The 19,097-nt window shown below is 58.4% G+C and carries 9 protein-coding genes and 10 pseudogenes; 8 read left to right on the forward strand and 11 right to left on the reverse strand.

Annotated elements, in window-relative coordinates; all coding sequences use genetic code 11:
- From BLT09_RS25025 to BLT09_RS25035, 3 genes and pseudogenes are all read right to left on the reverse strand, one after another.
- A pseudogene (locus BLT09_RS25025) lies at window positions 1–940 on the reverse strand (ABC transporter permease).
- Window positions 941–945: 5 nt separating this feature from the next.
- A pseudogene (locus BLT09_RS25030) lies at window positions 946–2,542 on the reverse strand (ABC transporter substrate-binding protein).
- A 1,379-nt stretch (window positions 2,543–3,921) separates the two neighbouring features.
- A complete protein-coding gene (locus tag BLT09_RS25035; RefSeq protein WP_091597986.1) occupies window positions 3,922–4,773 on the reverse strand; it encodes an alpha/beta fold hydrolase in 852 nt (283 codons plus the stop codon).
- 522 nt (window positions 4,774–5,295) lie between these two features.
- Here BLT09_RS25035 and BLT09_RS25040 point away from each other — a divergent pair.
- The 5 genes and pseudogenes from BLT09_RS25040 to BLT09_RS35895 form a co-directional block, all read left to right on the forward strand.
- Window positions 5,296–5,617: pseudogene (locus tag BLT09_RS25040) on the forward strand (ABC transporter substrate-binding protein); the annotation flags it as partial.
- Window positions 5,607–6,551: an acetamidase/formamidase family protein gene (locus BLT09_RS25045; RefSeq protein WP_091597989.1), complete on the forward strand. Its 945-nt coding sequence runs from the start codon at window positions 5,607–5,609 to the stop codon at window positions 6,549–6,551. The pseudogene BLT09_RS25040 and the gene BLT09_RS25045, both read left to right, overlap by 11 nt.
- Window positions 6,548–6,967 (forward strand): annotated as a pseudogene (locus tag BLT09_RS35890) (ATP-binding cassette domain-containing protein); the annotation flags it as partial. The gene BLT09_RS25045 and the pseudogene BLT09_RS35890, both read left to right, overlap by 4 nt.
- An 80-nt stretch (window positions 6,968–7,047) precedes the next feature.
- Window positions 7,048–7,481: pseudogene (locus BLT09_RS35125) on the forward strand (IS3 family transposase); the annotation flags it as partial.
- 175 nt (window positions 7,482–7,656) lie between these two features.
- Window positions 7,657–8,156 (forward strand): annotated as a pseudogene (locus BLT09_RS35895) (transposase); the annotation flags it as partial.
- A 232-nt stretch (window positions 8,157–8,388) separates the two neighbouring features.
- Here the strand turns inward: BLT09_RS35895 and BLT09_RS25065 are convergent.
- Window positions 8,389–9,391: pseudogene (locus BLT09_RS25065) on the reverse strand (IS110 family RNA-guided transposase).
- A gap of 72 nt (window positions 9,392–9,463) precedes the next feature.
- On the opposite strand from BLT09_RS25065, the pseudogene BLT09_RS35130 reads away from it, so the two are divergent.
- Window positions 9,464–9,900 (forward strand): annotated as a pseudogene (locus BLT09_RS35130) (IS630 family transposase); the annotation flags it as partial.
- Window positions 9,901–9,945: 45 nt separating this feature from the next.
- A pseudogene (locus BLT09_RS25070) lies at window positions 9,946–11,069 on the forward strand (IS630 family transposase).
- A gap of 107 nt (window positions 11,070–11,176) precedes the next feature.
- On the opposite strand, the gene BLT09_RS25075 reads toward BLT09_RS25070, so the two are convergent.
- The 6 genes from BLT09_RS25075 to BLT09_RS25100 form a co-directional block, all read right to left on the reverse strand.
- The gene (locus tag BLT09_RS25075; RefSeq protein ID WP_091597999.1) at window positions 11,177–12,031 is read right to left on the reverse strand and encodes a D-amino-acid transaminase; all 855 of its coding nucleotides are present in this window, start codon (window positions 12,029–12,031) and stop codon (window positions 11,177–11,179) included.
- Window positions 12,032–12,385: 354 nt separating this feature from the next.
- Window positions 12,386–13,378 (reverse strand): ABC transporter ATP-binding protein, encoded by a 993-nt coding sequence (locus BLT09_RS25080; protein WP_164891507.1) that lies wholly within the window; start codon window positions 13,376–13,378, stop codon window positions 12,386–12,388.
- Between the two features lie 44 nt (window positions 13,379–13,422).
- A complete protein-coding gene (locus BLT09_RS25085) occupies window positions 13,423–14,415 on the reverse strand; it encodes an ABC transporter ATP-binding protein (protein ID WP_164891505.1) in 993 nt (330 codons plus the stop codon).
- Between the two features lie 23 nt (window positions 14,416–14,438).
- Window positions 14,439–15,332, reverse strand: a complete 894-nt coding sequence (locus BLT09_RS25090; RefSeq protein WP_091598008.1) for an ABC transporter permease — start codon at window positions 15,330–15,332, stop codon at window positions 14,439–14,441.
- Between the two features lies 1 nt (window position 15,333).
- The gene (locus BLT09_RS25095) at window positions 15,334–16,272 is read right to left on the reverse strand and encodes an ABC transporter permease (RefSeq protein WP_091598010.1); all 939 of its coding nucleotides are present in this window, start codon (window positions 16,270–16,272) and stop codon (window positions 15,334–15,336) included.
- Between the two features lie 8 nt (window positions 16,273–16,280).
- Window positions 16,281–17,858 carry an ABC transporter substrate-binding protein gene (locus BLT09_RS25100; protein ID WP_091598033.1) on the reverse strand — a complete coding sequence of 526 codons (1,578 nt, stop codon included), beginning with the start codon at window positions 17,856–17,858 and terminating at the stop codon, window positions 16,281–16,283.
- Window positions 17,859–18,107: 249 nt separating this feature from the next.
- On the opposite strand from BLT09_RS25100, the pseudogene BLT09_RS35900 reads away from it, so the two are divergent.
- Window positions 18,108–18,236, forward strand: a pseudogene (locus BLT09_RS35900) (IS3 family transposase); the annotation flags it as partial.
- Window positions 18,237–18,282: 46 nt separating this feature from the next.
- Here the strand turns inward: BLT09_RS35900 and BLT09_RS25105 are convergent.
- Window positions 18,283–19,097: alpha/beta fold hydrolase (locus BLT09_RS25105; protein ID WP_342028469.1), on the reverse strand; the 815-nt coding region annotated here is incomplete at its 5' end.

Raw genomic sequence — 19,097 nt, forward strand, 5'->3', positions numbered from 1 at the left:
TCAGTACCGGATACGGGGATCGATCAAGGTGTACGCCAGATCGACCGTGAGGTTGATAAGGACGTACAGACCCGAAGTCAGGATGAGCACACTCTGAATACCGGATAGTCGCGATTGTTGATTGCATCCACGACCAGACGACCGATACCGGGTATGTTGAACACCGTTTCCGTAAGCACGACTCCGCCGATCAGATAAGCGAAGCTTATGCCGATCACCGTCAGGATCTGGACACCCGCATTCTTCAAGGCATGGTGGAAAAGCATGGCATAGGACGAAGCGCCTTTGGCGGCGGCCGTTCGCATATAATCTTCCGACAGGACCTCAAGCATGCTCGCCCGCGTGATCCGGGCGATAAATGCAATGTAGGCAACACTCAAAGCTACCGTTGGCAGGATCAGGTGCTCAATCCAGGCTCCAAGGCCTTGGCCAATGGGCTTGTATCCCTGAACCGGCACCCAGTGCGCCTGCATGGCAAAGAAGTAGACGAGAAAATAGCCAACAACAAAGACCGGAACTGAAAACCCGAGCGCTGAGAATGCGGTGAGAACACGGTCTATTGGACCGCTGGCGCGCCAGGCAGCCAAAGTGCCAAAGGACACGCCGATCATGACTGAAACAAGCATGGTCAAGCTAGACAGAGAGACGGTCGGCTCAAGCCGCTGCGCGATGAGTTCGAGAACCGGCCGTCCGGCAAAGATCGAGGTGCCGAAATCGCCGCGCAGCATGTCGCGCACCCAACGTATGAACTGAACCGGCATAGGATCGTTCAGGCCCAGCTTCTCGCGGATGCCGACGATCATCTCCGCTGTCGCCGACCTGCCTGCAATCATCGCCGCCGGATCGCCGGGCGCCAATCTGAGAAGCAGGAACACGAAATCCCGACCATCGCCATGACGGCGATGGTCGAAACCAACCTGCGAAGGACGTAAGCAGCCACAGTGCTCAGGCCTTCTGCATGTTCCATATCGGAACGACCTGCGGCATGCCGATGAGGCCCGTGAGCGTCTTACGGCGCGCCATCGGCGAGACATAGTGCCCCAACCTCACATCGCCCACGAAGTCCACCAGAGACCTTGCATCTGGCGAGCCAAGGCCTTCCGCTCCTCAAGCGTTGCTACAGATGCCCACTTGGCCCGCAGCGCTTCATATTCATCATTCTTCGGCCAGCCATACCAGGCGCTCTCTCCGTTCGCGAGGAGAAGCGGGGTAGCTAACGGATTGGCGAGGGAGAAATCCGCCTCAGACGTAATGAACATGCTCCAGCCGCCATTCTCGACGGAATCCTTTTTCGCGCGGCGCGTGGAGAGGCCACCCCAGTCGCTGGGCGCAAGCTCGACATTGATCCCGATGTTGCGCAGGGCCGCAGCAAGCAACTGCGAACCATCGTTGCTGGGCGCCCAATCCGTGGCCTGCAAAACCACGATCTTTTCGCCCGCATAACCGGCCTCCTTGAAGAGCTGTTTGGCCTTTTCTGGATCGCCGCCCTTCTTGTCCCAGCCCGTATTCTCATCGTTGGAATAGAGCGTATCGCCACCAAATATCGAAGTGACCGAGCGGCCATACTTCGGCGCCAGGACGTTCATGAACGCCTCCTGATCGATCAGGTGAAGCATCGCCTGCCGCGCCTTCACATTGTCGAACGGCTTTTGGAGAAAATTCAGGCGCAGCAACATGCTCTTGCCGGTTTTGTCCAGCACATCGACCACAAGGTTGGGATCACTCTCGATCACCGAGACAAGGTCGTTGGGCGGCTGCTCAACGTAGTCGATCTCACCTGCTTGCAAGGCCGCGAAGGCTGTCTGCGGGTCGGAGATATTATCCCAGATTATACTATCGACTTTGACGATCTTACCGCCAGCCAATCCGTCCGCCGGCTCCTGGCGAGGAACATATTTTCATTGCGATCGTAGGTGTAGCTCGCGCCCGACTTGACAAGAGCTTCATTGAACCTGAACGGCCCCGACCCGACATTCGTAGCGACCTGCTCAGTTGCTGGGCGACTGGCATCTTTCTCGCGCATGATGAACAGGCATGGGGGTGTCAGATCTGCCAGGAGATCGATCAGAATGCCGAGCGGTTCCTTCAGGGTGATCAGGAATGTCTTGTCGTCTTTCTTTGAGATGTCGCTTGCGCGCTCCATGATCAACTGTCCGCCTGGAGCCACCTGGCCCCAGCGACGAATCGAAGCCACACAGTCCCCCGCGGTGACGGGAGTGTCGTCGTGCCAAGCTAGGCCGTCCCGCAGTTCGAACGTGTAGGTCTTTCTGTCTTCGGACACGCCCCACTTGCCGACCATTTGCGGCTGCGGCATGAATTTCGAGTCCACCCCGAACAGAGTATCGTAAATTGCCAAGCCGTGGTCGGCCGTGACACTGGTCGCCGTAAAAATTGGATCGAAGATGCGCAGGTCATTCGCCTTGACCATGCGCACAGTTCGCGCGCCGGCTGGTGTCGTCTGCGCCCGCAGGACAGAAGGAATAGACAAAGCCATTCCTGTTAACAAACCCGTTTTGATCAATTCGCGTCGAGATATCGTCATGTTTATTCCCCTTGCCAATCGCGCTGTTGATCCGCGCTTGTTTGCTGGATGAATACCGAGAGGAGCATTCATTACTCCTATGCTCGGTCGCGCCGCGCCTGGGTCAAATTCAGTTTGCGTATCGTCGCCATCTCGTTTTGAGATAACTCAGAGCGCGGTAGCGCATACGTCGAGGCAGTGTTGCCGACAACCTTCAGATTTATCGAAGTGCTGCTTCGGTGCGGCTGTGGTTTCCTCCTGAGTTCCACTATCACTGCGCGGTCCCGACGAAAGCGCCCCGCCCTGGCAACGGAGCTTCTGAAAGTCTTTCTGGATAAGCTGTTTATGACTTGCTCCTGCGAAGACGCCCAACCGCGACGGTTCAGGATCTGAACGGCCATGTCATCTTGCGAGCGCTCGAAGTCGCACGCGTGCGTCGGTCCCGTCTAACCGGGCTGCTCGCAAGCCGTAAATGCAGTCTGCTGGTCGGCAATGTTGTCCCGCATGACATTATCGACCTAGCTATCTTGCCTCTCTTTCTCGTGACAAGTGTGCCCTTTTCGCGTGATGAGCAAGGCAGGGCGAAAAGTCCCAAGGGATATCGCTGTGGAAGGCCTCGGTCGTCCTTCTTCGACCCGTCGCTGGCGCGCACCATGTTCACTGCCCGCCGGAATGCAGCTGGCCCCAGCGGCCGATCGATGCCACACGGTCCGCGGCGCTGACTTGGATGCCGTCGTGCCAGACCAGACCGTCCGCAGCTCGAATTAATGTCCTTTATGATCGGAAGCACTTCACTTGCCACCATTTGCGGCAGCAACATAAACTTCGCGTCGTAATTCCGGTCCCATTTCTTGGTTAGTAGCGCGGTTGATCTACGTGCTTATCTGCTGGATGAGTACTGAGCCAGTCAGCGGCCGTGTTGCATGCGGCAGCAAAGATGCGAGTTTGACCATCATCCGGCTCCGTTTCGGTTGAGGAGCGGAGATTTCTCGCCAAACATGGATTTACCATTCGGCATAGCAGATCTGGCGATCGGCGCTATGATCGCGTCACGGTGAACGGGCGGTGATCCACACGGCTGAGCTGAGGCTCCTTCGTACGTCCCAATTTAACTTCGATTGGGTTTGCCCATCTTCAGGAATGCAGCAAGGTCATCGGCATGCCCACTTGAGGGGAGCAAGAGAATGGCTATTTTGCACGCCCGAACTCGACTGCGAACGTGGAGCATCATAACCGATAGTCATTCAGGCGGTCAGGGGTGAGCGCCGCCGACAAGTAACATTGAGCTCAGCCTCATCGGATTTCCAAGCACATGGCGGCTGCCTCGGTAAGGGTCGTACCCCGGAGAACCGTGCGCGTCCGCAAATGTTGGCCTTCGAGAGTTCAATTCGCCCTCTCACCTACCCGTGCCATTGACGGATGAGTCTGTTCACTGCCTCGCTCTGATCGATGTGCACGGCATGCCCTGCATTGTTCAGCAGGTGGAAATCCGAATTCCTGATCAGCTTTGCCAGCTTCAGCCCTTGTTCCGGCGTCACGGTCGGGTCGTTCTTCGACCAGATAATCAATGTCTGGGCCTGAAGCCGATCAAGGTACGGGAAGATGTATCTGTGCTGTAGCGCAACATAGAGGCGCTCATTGGTCTCTTCTTCGGGCAAGTTCTGAAACATCTGGTATTGTCCGCGCGCCGCAGCCCGCCGATAAGCCTCTCGCTTTGCGCCTTCCACATCCTGCCCAGAGGCGCGGGTGCCTTTCCACCATCCGTTGATGTATTCCTCTTCGCTTGGCATCGGACCCGAATAATCATAACTCTGCCGGCTGGCTTGGATCCAGGCCTCGTCACGGTCGTCTCCAAACGCTGGGGACACGGAGTTCGCCGTCAGCAGTACGAGCTTGGAAACAAGATCAGGACGCACGATCGCGACCCGCGTGGCGACGAATGATCCTTCTGAATTGCCAGCTAACGTAATCTGCTTTAACCCCAGCGCTTCGATGAAGCCAATCACGTGATCCACGCGACCGAGCCGGTTTATGTATCTGTGATCAGCGGGATAATCCGTTCCACCAAAGTGGAGCTGATCAACGGCGATCACCCTGAAATGATCGGATAGGCCGTTCAGCTGCAGAACAAAGGAAGCCTTTCCCTCCGCGCCGAAGCCGGCACCGTGTAGAAATACAATCGGCACACCGGCTCCGTTCTCACAATACGAGGTCGTGATACCACCAACCGAAATGAGGTGTGCAGTGATCATTCCATTTCCTCAGCAAAACTGGTCGTGTCAGGTCGGCTAGATATTGCGCGGTGCGAACCGCTCACTTGTGAGTGTACCAGCGTCACTGGGCCGCCTTGTGCTAATTGATGCCTACCACCGCAGAAAATCCACGTTTTTCTCGGTGGATAAGCACATAATCGCCGATTAGCGAGTGTATGATCCCTCTCTCCGCGCCCGACGCGAAAGGCCGGCCAGGGCGCAGGACGAGTGCATCCCGAGTAGGTCACGCCTGGCAGGGAAATCGCAAGGGGCAATCACCATGAGGAGTGCGGCGCCGGTCACCCTCGCCGGTCCTCCGGGCCAAAACCAGCTGAGAGAGAAAAATAGCGTAAGCGACTTGCCGCTGGACGGGCAGGTGGTGGATTGAGTGGGCGATGGACCTCGGGCGCGTTACGCCTTTTCGATACCTGCTATCTTCGTTCATCAGTTAAGCGTGAAAGTGACGGTATGGAATTTGCCATTGCGCTGGATGAAGACGGAAGCGCTGTGCGAGGCACGCGGGATCCGTCCAACTTCTACGGCCCGATCCCCGGCTGCGCCGGTGCGGTGCGGGGTGGTGGAACTGGTCATGGTGCAACAAGGATCTCGACGCCAGGCGGCCGAGGCCGACTCGGTGGTCGACCCGCGAAGGCTGGCAAGCGAGACAAGATGTGGAGGGCGACCTACGACAAGATCATGGCCGACGCACCTTGGGCGCCGGGCCTTCAACTAGCAGCCCTTCACTATGAAATCGGCCCGGATGGGCGGCGCCGACAATCTCTATGTCGACCCTGTCCATATCCCGATCAACTATGACAATGTGTATGTGACCGATGTGCAATAACTGCGACTACACCATCCACGGGCGCCATCACCATTTCGGCTGGGACAATTCCTTTGTCCCGACTGAGCGGGTGGCGCCCGGTTCGACGATCGAGTTTCAGTGCCTGGACTCGTCCGGAGGCCAGTTGACGCTGGACAGCACTGTGGACGACGTCGCTTTGCTCGACTTCGCCAAGGTGAACCCCGTCACCGGGCCCATCTATGTCGACGGGGCTGAGCCGGGCGACGCGCTGAAGATCACAATTGAGGCGTTCAAGCCGTCCGGCTTCGGCTGGACGGCGAACATTCCGGGGTTCGGGCTGCTCGCCGACGATTTTCCGGAGCCGGCGCTGAACATTTGGACATACGACGCCGCCTCGCTCGAGCCGGCGCTGTTCGGCAAGCATGCGCGGGTGCCGCTAAAACCCTTTGCCGGCACCATCGGCAACGCGCCGGCTGAAATGGGCCTCCACTCGGTGGTGCCGCCAAGGCGCGTCGGTGGCAATCTCGACATCCGCGATCTCGCGGCCGGTACCACACTCTATCTGCCGGTGGAGGTGGCCGGTGCGCTGTTTTCGGTTGGCGACACGCATGCCGCGCAGGGCGACGGCGAAGTGTGCGGCACGGCGATCGAAAGCCCGATGGATGTCGTGCTCAAGCTCGACCTGGTCAAGGATGCGCGGCTGAAGACACCGCGCTTCACCACGCCGGGTCCGGTGACGCGCCATATCGACGCCAAGGGCTATGAGGTGACGACCGGCATCGGACCGGACCTGATGACCGGCGCCAGGGAAGCGGTCTCGCAGATGATCGACCTGCTTGCCGGCCGCTACGGAATGGACCCGGTCGAGGCCTACATGCTGGTATCCGTCTGCGGCGATCTCCGGATCAGCGAGATCGTCGACATGCCGAACTGGGTGGTGTCGTTCTACTTTCCGCGCTGCGTCTTCGAATGAGCAAAGGCGCAGGCAAAAAGCGGACCGGGGTTTTTGCCCCGGCCGCTTCGAGGACGGCCGGAGCGGTGCTGGAAGTCTCCGGCCTGACCGTCAGCGTGCGCGGCGAAGATGGCGAGCGGCCGGTGGTATCAGAGCTGTCGTTCTCGCTCGCGCGCGGCGAGACGCTTTGCATTGCCGGCGAATCCGGCTCCGGCAAATCGATGACGGCGCTGGCGATCATGCAGCTCTTGCCGTAGCCGGCCGGCTGGATCTCGTCGGGCACCATTCGGCTTGGGGAGACCGACCTTGCCACACTCAGCGAGCCCCAGATGCAGCGCATTAGCGGCATCGCATCGCCAAATCTCCAGGAGCCGATGACGTCACTCAACCCGGTGCTGTCGATCGGCCGGCAACTGATTGAATCCATCGAGGTTCATGTCCGCCGTTAGCACCAATGAGACAGAATTGGGCTAATTGAGAGAGGAGGTCTTCTGGGCCATGGTAGTGACGAAGCCTTCTGCGGAGAAGGTCAGGGTCACCCGGAAGCATGGCCGGCGGGGAGATTCGCATCCTCCCTGATGGCCTGCGTGGCGAGGACTCGATCGCAGCACTTTGCCGCCGCGAAGTGGATCGCCGATAGCCTGTATCACAACTGGTCGAAGGAGTTGCTCGAAGCCGGCAAGAAGCGGCTGGCGGGTGATAACTGTGCGTGCCGCCACCACGACAAGGTCAAGGTTCTTCGAGACGCGCGATCTGAAAGAGGTCGTTGCCGAACAGGCGCTGGAACTGTGGTGCTCAAAAGCATAATCGCTGATGGGGCGACGACAAATGACATATGCCCCCTCGGAGAGCTCGAGATCATCCGGATCGTCGAGCGATCCCACCTGTCGACGCCGCACGCAACGGCTCGGCATCCCGCGCGCCACTTTCCACTGCTGGTATGACCGCTTCCTTCCTAGTGATCGAGACTGTCGAGACCCATGACCGGATCGTAGGAAAGACCTGGCGCGAGGCGAACCGGCTGCGTGGTGAGCGGATTCTAGAGCGAGATGAGGTTTATGGGAGTCGTGGGATTTCCAAATCAGCAATGATCTAATTCAACCTTGATGCTGGGCAGAAGGCCAGCATGGATGTTGGATACTCGATGGACCTGGGCGAACGGGGTTGTTCGTGCGGTCAAGGTTGAAGGGCTTTCGCGGCGCGCGGCTGCTTGATTCGGCGTCAAGTGCAGCGATCGAGTGGCTGAAGCGGGTGGGAAGACCGGGAGCGTGGCGCCCGCCAAGTGGGTGGCTACAAGCCCGAGCGATATCGGGGGCGTGGCGCGACTGGCTTGTCGAGCGCTGCCGAGAGAAGGACTCCACCTTGCGCGGGCTTGTGGCCGAACTCGGCGAGCGCGGCCTGAAGGTCGATTACCGCTCGGTGTGGGAGTTTGTGCAGGCCGAGAAGCTGCCTCACAAAAAAGACGCTGATCGCAGTCAAGCAGGATCGCCCCGACACCGCGCGCAGTGGGTTCTGTACTAGATTCGGATCGATCCCGCCCGCCTGGTGTTCATCGACGAAACCTGGACCAAGACCAACATGGCTCCGCTCAGGGGCTGGGCGCCGGTCGGACAGCGGATCAAGGCCAATGGCCATGTGTGGACGCCCCCTCGGACGTAGCGTGATCGGGTGCGGCCATGTGTTCGGCCTCTCTTACGGCTCGTCATGGCCGCGGGCCCGTATTGGGAGTTCGAGGATCAGGTCCACATCACTTGAACGCGCTCGAAGCGCTCCCCATGCGCCTGGTTCTCCTGATCCCGCCTCACCCACTTTGCGCCATACCTGTCCTTTGACGCCAACGGCCTCGCGCCCGTGCCGCTCAAGAGGGCACGACCGGAGCCCGATAGCTTCTCCCTTCGTCAACAGCGCCCAGACTATGCGGGTGTTCTTGTTCGCCAGCGCCACGATCACCAACATCGGCGCTTTGCGCTCAAGCATCCGGCCGAGCCAGGATCCTTTAGGCACCCCTTTGCGCTTAGCCCACCGCACCACGGCGCTCGCTGCGCCGCCTCAGTGTGCCATCCGAGATGTTCGGCCCAGTCGTTCCTTGCCGCCCGTAGAGCGCTGACCCGGCGTTAATCCGACCCAGGCAGCAAAGTCACGGCCCGATCGGAACGTCTCCGCTAGGCGGCGCGAGCGCCTCTATGGCGGTGGCAATCAGGGGGGCCGATCCCAAGCACGCTCATCAGACGCCGAGTCGCGTCGTCGGCTTTGGCGCGGGCAGAGATCTCCGTATCCAGCGCGGCGATTTGGTTCTGCAGATGGCGCACCCCCTCGGCGAGGAGGGCAAGGCAGGAGCGAGCAGCTTCCGGCACACTCCGATGGGGGATCCTCGATTGGGCGATGAGGCGTCCGACATGGAAAGGTCCTTGCGGCGCTATCAGGCCGTATTCGGAAAGATGGCCGCGGATCCCGTTGATGAGTTGAGTGCGCTGGCCGACCAGGATATCACCGGTCCGGAAGATCACGGCGGACGCCTGCTTGGCTTCGCTCTTCACAGCCAAGAAGCATGGTCGGGCGCTGCGCCGCCTCGCAGATCGCCTCCGCATCGGACACGTCGTTCTTCTGCCGTTTGACGAAGGCTTCACATAGGCGGGTGCGATCAGCCGCACGGTGTGGCCGAGCTTCCCGATCTCCGACCCCAATTAGTGGGCACCCGGGCACGCCTCCATTGCCACCAAGCACGGTGGTTGGGTGGCAGAGAAAGCCAGCGGTCGCGCCGCAGCTTCCTACGGAAGATGACCGCTCCGGCAGAGTTCGCTCCGTGTACTTGAAAAGACATTCTTGGCCAGATCCAAGCCGATGGTGCTAAGTTCCGTCATGGGCGCCTCCTTTGAGTGGCTGAGAACACCTCCACTCTGGCACATCGATGCTGTCGGGGGGGTACACCCCATCACTGGAAGACCATGACCTTCCTGGCTGCGCTGCGTCATGATCGCATCGAAGCCCCCTTGGCTCATCGACGGGCCGATCAACGGCGAGAGATACCTCCTCTATATCGAGAAGGTTCTCGTGCCCACCCTCTAGCCGGGCGACATCGTTTTGATGGACAATCACGGCTCTCACAAAAGCAAGGCCGTTTGGCGCGCAATTCGCAAAAGCGGGTGCGAGGCTCTTCTTCCTGCCCAAATACTCGCCCGATCTCAATCCAATCGAATAGTTCTTCGCCAAGCTCAAGCACTGGTTGCGAAACACGGCACACCGAACCGTCGAGGCCGTCTGCGACGCAATCGGCCAAACTCTCAATCGTGTCACGCATTACGAATGCTCAAACTATTTCGCAAACTCAGATATGACCGGAGATAATCTCATCATGCTCTTAGTGTCCTGATCGCGTAATTCGTGCGATTATTGTGTTGATTCGATTGGAGATGCAATGCATGGGACGAGTTGCTGCACCATCGACTTGAGCGCCGAGAAACGCAAGGAGCTTGAAGGTCTGTCGCGCCGGCGGCGAACGGCGCAAGGTCTGGCGCAGCGGGCAGAGATTGTGTTGTTGGCGGCCGAGAGGCTTGAGAACAAAGTGATCGCGCAGCGCGTCGGGGCGGTTGAGAACACGGCCGGCAAGTGGCGACGCCGCTTTGCCCAAGATCGGCTGGATGGCCTCTACGATGAGCCGCGGCAGGGTCCGCCACGACAGATCGGCGATGATGCGATTGCCGAGACGATCCGCCTGACACTGGAGGCGACACCACGCGAAGCCACGCATTGGAGCCTGCGCTCGATGGCACGCGCCGTCCACCATGCGCCATCGACGATCCATCGGATATGGAAAGCCTTCGGCCTTCAGCCGCACCGCGCAGAAAGCTTCAAGTTATCGAGCGATCCTTTGTTGTCGAGAAGGTGCGCGACATCGTCGGCCTCTACATGGCACCGCCCGAACACGCGCTGGTCCTGTGCGTGGACGAGAAGAGCCAGATCCAGGCGCTCGATCGCACCCAACCGGTGCTGCCGATGCGGCCCGGCCAGATCGAGCGGCGCAGCCATGATTACAAGCGCCACGGCGTGACGTCGCTGTTCGCAGCGCTCGATTTCGCCACCGGACGCATCATCGGCAAATGCTATCCGCGCCACCGCTTTACGGAGTTCCGCCGCTTCCTCGACGAGATCGAAGCGGCGGTTCCTGAAGATCTCGACATCCATTTGGTCATGGACAACTACGCCACGCACAAGACGCAACCCATCCGCAACTGGTTCGCCAAGCGACCCCGCTGGCACGTCCATCTAACACCCACCAGCGCGTGCTGGATCAATCAAGTCGAGCGCTTCTTCGCCGATCTCACCGACAAGCAGATCAGGCGCGGCGTTCACCGCTCAACCGGAGAACTCGAAGCCGCCATCCACGCCTACATCGATGCTGTCAACGCCGACCCGAAGCCCTTCAGATGGACAAAGTCCGCTACCGACATTCTCGCCTCGATCGAACGATTCTGCCTCGCAACCCTCAAAACTGGCGACCAACATGCTAAAATCGTCAGAACTTCGGAATCAGGACACTAGAGTGCGTTCACCGAAACTCTGCGCCTTCGCCGCGCTGGGAGCCTCGATGATGGTGTGCCGCTGGAAATAGCAGTCGCCAAATCGGCAGAAGGGGGCTCCCCGAGTTGCTAGATCGCCGAAGCCCGTTTCCGCTCGAGGTAAAGTTGCCGCAGATGCGCCGTAATCGAGCCCGGTTTACCGGCTCCGATCGGCTTGTCATTGATACTCACGACGGGGCTGACGAGACCAGACGCTGATGTGGAAAAGGCTTCCGCCGCGTTCTCGCTCTCCTCGACCGTAAACGGCCGCTCCTCTACCCGCAGCTGAAGACTACCAGCGCATAGCAGCACGGCTTCGCGCGTAATCCCTTGCAGAATGTCGGTGGAAAGATCCCGTGTGACAACCGTTCCGTCCGTCGTGACGATATACGCGTTGCTTGACGAACCTTCCGTGATAAAACCGTCCTTGACTAGCCACGCATCATCAGCCCCCTGGGCTTTGGCCTGCATCTTCGCCATCGATGGATAGAGGAGTTGAACAGTCTTGATGTCGCAGCGCCGCCATCGCAGATCATCGAACGTGACGACATGCTGACCGCGGGCGGCGAGTGGGCTGTCGACGATCGACTTCTTCTGCGTGAACAGCACAACAGTGTTGGGCGTCGATTTCAGCGGGAAGTTGAAATCGCGGTCGGCCACCCCGCGCGTCACCTGAAGGTAGACCAAGCCCTCGCTGATTTGGTTCCGCTCGATCAGTTCGCGATGGATTTCCAGCAGTTTTTCCTCAGCCAGCGAGAACGGCATATCCAGTTCACCGAGGGAACGGCGTAGGCGGGCCATATGGCCGGAAAAATCGACGAGCCTTCCGTCAAGAACCAGCGTCACCTCGTAGACGCCGTCGGCAAACAGGAACCCGCGGTCAAAGATCGAGACACGTGCTTCGGTTTCCGGTAGATAATCACCATTGACATAGACGTGACGCATTGAACTGACCCCAAAGAGATGTTGATGACGGCTTCATCAGCAACAGGTCGTAGTGAATTACTGCTTCCCGGTTCAGCGGGCCGTCGAGATCGACAAGGCTGCCGAGCGCGGTGGAGCAGATCACAGCCGTTGCCCAATGTTTCGCAGTCGTTTTCATAATGCTTCGTTCACCCTCTTGTAGGTCTGCAATCTCGCGGGGCGATGTATCCCGTCATTGAAGACCAGCCTGGCGACGCGATTGACGATAGGCATGGGAGGTAGCCTTCTCCTGACTGCGGCAGGTTTGTTACTGCCTCGCCTCTTGTGGGGGAGAAATGTCGTGGCGCGGTTAGGCGCGCGCTATGACTCGCATCATCAGAACCGGGATCCGATTGGAACCGGCGGTCGCTGCTGCAACGACCGCGCCGTTTCGGGCTCCAACGGGAAATGGCATTTAAAGCTGTGCTTGGCGTCGTTCGGGCTTACTGAAGTTTCGGGGAACACGCTGCTACAGATTTTCTGGACGTAGCGACAGCGCGTGTGGAACTCGCACCCGGATGGCCGTCTCATCAGGCTCGGCACTTCGCCCTTTATCTCAATGCGATTGAGAACGGCATCCGGATCGGGTTCCGTATTCGCCGACAGCAAGGCTTGCGTATATGGATGCCGCGGTTGATCGAAAATCTGTTCGGTCGGCCCGATCTCGACGAAGCGGCCAAGATACATGATCGCCATACGGTCAGTGATATGGCGTACGACATTGAGGTTGTGAGTGATGATGAGTATGGCGATGCCGAGTTCGTCCTGCAAGCGAGCAAACAGATTAAGCACCTCGCCCTGCACCGATACGTCGAGGCCAGCCGTCGGCTCGTCGGCAATGATTAGGTCCGGATTGAGCGCAAGGGCACGCGCGACGCCTACGCGCCTGGCCTGCCCGCCGGAAAGCTGATGGGGGTAGCGGCGAGCAAAATCCGTCGGTAAGCCGACCATACGCAAGAGACGTTCCGTTTCGGCTCCGGCGTCGCGATTGCTTAATCCGTGGATGCGGAAGGGCTCCGACAGGAGCGATCGCACCGTCAGGCGTGGCGAGAGCGAGCCGATGGGATCCTGGAACGTCATCGTCATCCGCCGCAGATACGGCTTACGCTCGGCCACGGTCAGTCCAGTGAGTTCCTGTCCCTCGAAGCGAATGCTGCCCCTCACAGGCGGTCTCAACCCCATGATTGCGCGCGCAACCGTGGACTTGCCCGAGCCGCTTTCGCCCACAAGGCCAAGTGTCTCGCCTTTGCGAATTTCGAAGGACACGCCGCAGACCGCGTCGACGAAAGGATGCTTCGTACCCGTGGCAAGCGCCTTCAGTGGGCCCATGGTGCGGAAACGGACGCAGAGATCCTGGACGCGGAGCAGCGCGCTCATGCTGAAACCTTCTGTTCTTCACTAAGCAGATGGCATCGCGCGCTGTGCTCGGGTCCGATACGGTACTCAACCGGTTTTTCTTGCCTACAACGATCGAATGCCGAGGGGCACCGCTGACGGAAGATGCATCCTCCATCGACGCCGAGAAGGCTGGGTACATCCCCGGGAATGGTCGGCAAAGTCCGCGTCCTTTTTCTGATCCGCCCCGGATCGCATTCGAGAAGCGCGCGGGTGTAGGGATGAGCGGGATTGTGGAAGATGTCTCGCACGGTCCCCTGCTCAACCACTTCGCCAGCATACATGACGGCGACCCGGTCGCATAGCTCAGCGACCGCGCCGAGATGATGAGAGACGAAAAGGACGGCGCAGCCGATCTCCTCTTGGAGATCTTTCAGGAGACGAATAATTTGCACCTCAAGAGTCGCGTCAAGCGCAGTGGTTGGCTCATCGGCGATCAGAAGCGCGGGCTCCACAAGAAGGGCCATGGCTATGCAGATACGTTGGCGCATGCCACCGGAGAACTGATGCGGATAATCGCCGATACGAGAGTCGGGGTCGGGAATACCGACTCTTTGAAGCATGGCGATAGCACGGGCGCGTTTTTCGCGCCGACTTCTAAGTCGGTCGTGGTGTTGGATATCGATCATCTGGCTCTCGATGGACCGCACAGGATTGAGCGAAGTCATCGGGTCCTGGAAGATCATTGACAGACGATCGCCGCGAATGCCTCGTCGTGCCGACGAGGGCATGTTGAACAAATTACGACCCTCGAAGAAAATAGCGCCGGCCGTGACTTCGGCATTTTCGGGAAGCAGTCCCATTACCGTATAGGCGAGCGTGGATTTTCCCGATCCGCTCTCTCCGACAATACCCACAATCTGTGCAGCTGGAACCTCTAGCGAAACGTTTCGCAGCGCATGAACGCCACCGGATGGAGTACCGAAATAGAGATCAAGCCCACGGACTTCGAGAAGTGAAAGACTGGACATTTGCGGCGCCGTACCATCGCGTCTCACAGGTCTTTTCCTAGCTTGGGGTCAAATATGTCGCGCAGCGCCTCCCCCAAGAATGTGAAGCCTAGGGTTGCGAGGATGATCGGAATGCCTCCGGCGATCGCTAGCCAGGGCGTGTTTTTAATGTAGTTGTATCCATCGTTCAGGACAGCTCCCCAATCGGGTGTCGGTGGGCGCACGCCCAAGCCAAGAAAGCTGAGACCCGCCTGTACGGCGATAACGGCCGGCACGTCCATGCTCACAAGAATGATAAGAGGGCCGATAACGTTCGGAAGTACGTGCACTGCGAGGATGCGCGTCGTCCCAGCTCCCATGCTCTGCTCCGCGGCAATGTACTCACTATTGCGAAGCGCTTCTGTTTGGGTGCGTGCTACGCGCGCATAAATAGGTATGGACGTTGTTGCGATTACGAAAATGATGCTGGTCACACTGGGTCCAAGCAACCCTATGACGGCTAGCGCAAATATAATGCTGGGAAACGAGCGGATCGTATCAAAGATTAGAAGAAGTACGTTGTCGAGCCAGCGCGGCCCGAAGCCTGCGACTAAGCCTAGCACGAGGCCGAGCGCCAATGAAATGCCGAGGGAGGCGAAGGCGACAAGGAGCGGAATGCGGCCGCCCATGATGATTCGAGAAAACGTGTCGCGACCGAGCTGATCGGTGCCCAGGAGAAAATCCAATGAGGGGGCCGCCAGACGCGGCCCGACCATAATCCGAATCGGATCATGCGTTATTATCAGCGGAGCGAAGATCGCGCTCGCAAACACTAACACAACGAGCAAGGCTCCAAGCACACCCAGACGGTTCTTACTCATTTGCCGGAGAAAGCTAAGAAAGGTACCCGGGCCTTGCTCGCCATTGGCTTCGGCTCGGTTGGCTTGAACAGTAGCCATGTCAGAGTTCCTCCCGGGCTCGCGGATCGAGGGCTGCGTTGATCAGGTCGGACATCGTTGTGGCAGTGACGATGAGGAAGGTTGTGACGAGCGCGCCGCCCATCACGACCGGGTAGTTACGCGCTCTGACCGCGTTCACAATTAGAGCGCCAATACCAGGTCTTGCGAACACCACTTCGATGAAAACAGCAGACGAAAGCAGCCACGCTATGCCAACGCCTATTATGGTAACGGTCGGCAAGATCGCGAGTGGCAGCGCGTAGCCTGTAACGATGCGCCATTCCGAAAGGCCAAAAGAACGGGCCATACGTATGTGGTTTTCACCTAGGATCTCAAGCATCGATGCACGCACCAGTCGGGAGATATATCCAACCCAACCGATACCCATTGCGAAGGCCGGCAGGATAAGATGGATCACTCTATCTGCAAAGCCGGTTCCCGCTCCTATCGCGGGCAGCCAGCCAAGCATCACAGCAAAGATCAGAAGTGCGGAAACCGCCATGACGAATGAAGGAATGGCGATCGTGGCAACCGCCACGATGCCAACAGCCTGATCTATCATCGAATTACGCCGCATGGCTGAGTAGCAGCCGAGTGGCACCGCAACCGCAACCGCCCATAAGATCGAGACAAGGATCAGTTCGATCGTATAGGGCAATTGCTCGAATACGACGTCGGCCACAGGCCTCTGGCTAAAAACGTCGAAGCCGAGATTTCCACGAAGCAATCCGCCGAAGAACGTGACGATCTGCACGACGAGCGGCTTATCCAGCCCCATTTGCTGATGGAGCTGAGCTCTAAACTCCGGTGTGGCTTGCGGGCCGAGCAGAGCTACAGCGGGATCCCCCGGCACCGCATGGATCATCAGAAGCAGGAACGCCTCAGCGATAGCAATAACTGCCACCCCAAGTACGACCCGTTTCAGGAGGTAAAGCCACATATTAGCGCCTAAGCCGGCCCAAAATCGTTGTACAGTGGGCGTCCGTCTGGGCGGGTCGCAGCCTGCATCTGTGTGGTTCGATACATCAGCGGAGTGCTTCCGTTTGTTATGAAGCGGAAGGCTCCGGACTCTTCCATTAGATCCTGCATTTCGTAGTACATCGTTGCACGCTCGCCGGGATCGCTGACAGTGGCTGCCTTGGCGCTTAGTTCATCATAGCGCTCGCTGCGAAAGCGCTGCCAATTCCAAATGCCGACTTGATCACTCACAAAATAGACCGTTGCGTAATGTGGATCCGGCACACTGTTGAAGTAAGTGAAGAATAGCTGCAACTCTTTCCAGCGCTCGCCTTCCGATTCCATGCCAAGTGTCCAGAACGAGCCAGATTCCTGGACATCGACTGTAAGCGCAATGCCGATTTGCGACAATTGTGCCTGCACCGCTTGAGCCAAAGCCGCATCGGCGCTCTCGACAGAGATGGTCAAGGTGAGATCACTCACACCGGCTTTTTCCAAGAACTCCCTGGCCTTTGTGAGATCGCCCTCCGGTGGGACGAGCGCCTTATCGCGATGTCCAACAAGGCCAGGAGCAATTGTGCCGGTCGCTACGGCCGCCTCACCCGCATAGGCGACATCCAAGATCTGCGGCACATTGATCGCCCACTGGATCGCCTTGCGCACGTTGATGTCTTTTAGCTTCGGGTGATCCACGTTAATGCCAATCCAGTGATACTGGATTGAAGGATGCTGCTCGATCTTTGTGTCAGCCGGCGGATTTTTCCTGAAACTGGCGAGCGAATCGAGACTCACCCAAGTGAAGTCGACGTCTCCCGCCTGATAGGCGCGCTCCGCCGACTTGGGATCGGAGATCGGGATAATGCGAATCTCGTCAAAGCCGGGCTTCGGCCCCGACCAATCTGGATTGCGCGTCAAGTGCACATATTGTTTCGGCTTCCATTCCGCGAGCAGGTAGGGTCCAGAAAAGGCCGGTGGCGTCATGCCGAAATCATTGCCGTCGCCGGTTGCCTTAATTACCGCATCCTCGGACATGATATGGCCGGCACCGAAGGGAAGAGTGATATACCAGAGCGGCACGAACGGAGTTTTGTGTACGATGACGCCGGTATAGTCGTCTTCTATTTCAACATGATCGAGCGAACCCCAATCAACTTTTACCGGCGAGTTGAACTTAATAGCACGCTCGAAGGAGAATTTAACGTCCTTGGCGGTCATTTCGCCGTAGCCGCCTGTGAACTTGAAGCCTTTCTTCAATCGGAAGCGGATATGAGTTGGGTCGACCTGCTCAATCTTTTCCGCAGCCTCCAACTCCCAGCCCCATTCAGAGCCAGGCTTGTAGCGCGTGAGCTTTGAATAGATGCAATTCATTACATCGACGTTTTGAGAGTTATTGTAGAACCCCGGATCAAGCTTATTGATATCTTCCATAGAACGAACTTTGAGCAGCTTACCCTCGGCCGCCCAGATGACTTGTGACAATGGCATGCCGGCCGCGATGACCCCCCCCCCGAGCGCGGCGCCGGTCTTGAGAAAGCTCCGACGGCTTATACCGCTGGCGATATTATTCATGATCGATTCCTCCCTTTCTGTTTGCGATTTGCCGTCAGACCGGCGCTTAGGTCGGTTGATCCCGCTCACCAATGCAATGCCATGACCTGATTCGCAGCCCGACCGACGGAAAAGCATTTTTGCATTCGGCGCATTCCGATGCTGTAGAGCTGGTCAGCAGCAAGAATAATCATAGAAGACGACCAGCAAAATGCTAATTCCGTTTACGTATGGGCGGCATCTTGATACTAGATGGTCCTCGCTGTATGACGAAATACGCCGCCGAAGGTTGGGGGGAAGGCTAAGCTGAGAAACGATCGCGCAGAGACCATCGGCATTCCCGACGTCTGCGCGATGGACTTTTTCCACGATCAACTCGCGACGAGGAAGAAGATTAAGTGCACCGCTGGGGTGGAGCACGTTATGGTTCCCCTTCGACGTGTGACTACCCGTGCCATTGACGGATGAGTCTGTTCACGGCTTCGCTCTGGTCGATGTGCACACCATGCCCTACATTGTTCAGCAGGTGGAAATCCGAATTCCTGATCAGCTTTGCCAGCTTAAAACCGTGATCCGGCGTCACGGTCGGGTCGTTCTTCGACCAGATAATCAACGTCTGGGCCTGAAGCCGATCAAGGTAGGGGAAGATGTATCTTTGCTGTAGCGCAACATAGAGGTGCCAATTGGTTTCTTCTTCGGGCAGGTTCTGGAAGATCTCCCATTGTCCGCGTGCTGCGGCCCGCCGATACGCCTCTCGCGTCGCCTCTTCCACATCCTGCCCCCAGACGCGGCAATATTTCCGGCACTCGGCGATGTATTCCTCTTCGCTCGGCATCGCGCCCGAGTAGTCGTAACCCTGCCGGCAAGCCTGCATCCAGGCTTCGTCACGGTCGTCTCCAAACGCGGGAGACACGGAGTTCGCGGTCAGCAGTACGAGCCTGGAAACAAGATCGGGGCGCACGATCGCAACCCGCGCTGCGACGAATGATCCTTCTGAATTGCCCGCCAACGTGATCTGTTTTAATCGCAGCGCTTCGATGAAGCCGATCACATGATCCACGCGACCGAGCCGGTTAACATATTTGCGATCGGCGGGATAATCCGTCCCACCGCACTGGAGCTGATCAACCGCGACCACCCTGAATTGATCTGATAGGCCGTTCAGCTGCCGAACAAAGGAAGCCCTTCCCTCTGCGAAGGGGCCGGCGCCATGTAGGCATAGGATAGGCACACCGGCTCCCTTCTCACAATACGAGGTCG

This window comes from Mesorhizobium muleiense (genome assembly GCF_900099905.1).
Lineage (GTDB): Bacteria > Pseudomonadota > Alphaproteobacteria > Rhizobiales > Rhizobiaceae > Mesorhizobium > Mesorhizobium muleiense.

Bases quoted from the DNA above. Each gene is read 5' to 3' on its own strand.
- BLT09_RS25045 (WP_091597989.1), top strand. From the start codon at position 5,607: ATGTGCAATAACTGCGACTACACCATCCACGGGCGCCATCACCATTTC.
- BLT09_RS25075 (WP_091597999.1), bottom strand. From the start codon at position 12,031: ATGCGTCACGTCTATGTCAATGGTGATTATCTACCGGAAACCGAAGCA.
- BLT09_RS25080 (WP_164891507.1), bottom strand. From the start codon at position 13,378: ATGGGCCCACTGAAGGCGCTTGCCACGGGTACGAAGCATCCTTTCGTC.
- BLT09_RS25085 (WP_164891505.1), bottom strand. From the start codon at position 14,415: ATGTCCAGTCTTTCACTTCTCGAAGTCCGTGGGCTTGATCTCTATTTC.
- BLT09_RS25095 (WP_091598010.1), bottom strand. From the start codon at position 16,272: ATGTGGCTTTACCTCCTGAAACGGGTCGTACTTGGGGTGGCAGTTATT.
- BLT09_RS25100 (WP_091598033.1), bottom strand. From the start codon at position 17,858: ATGAATAATATCGCCAGCGGTATAAGCCGTCGGAGCTTTCTCAAGACC.
- BLT09_RS25090 (WP_091598008.1), bottom strand. From the start codon at position 15,332: ATGGCTACTGTTCAAGCCAACCGAGCCGAAGCCAATGGCGAGCAAGGC.
- BLT09_RS25035 (WP_091597986.1), bottom strand. From the start codon at position 4,773: ATGATCACTGCACACCTCATTTCGGTTGGTGGTATCACGACCTCGTAT.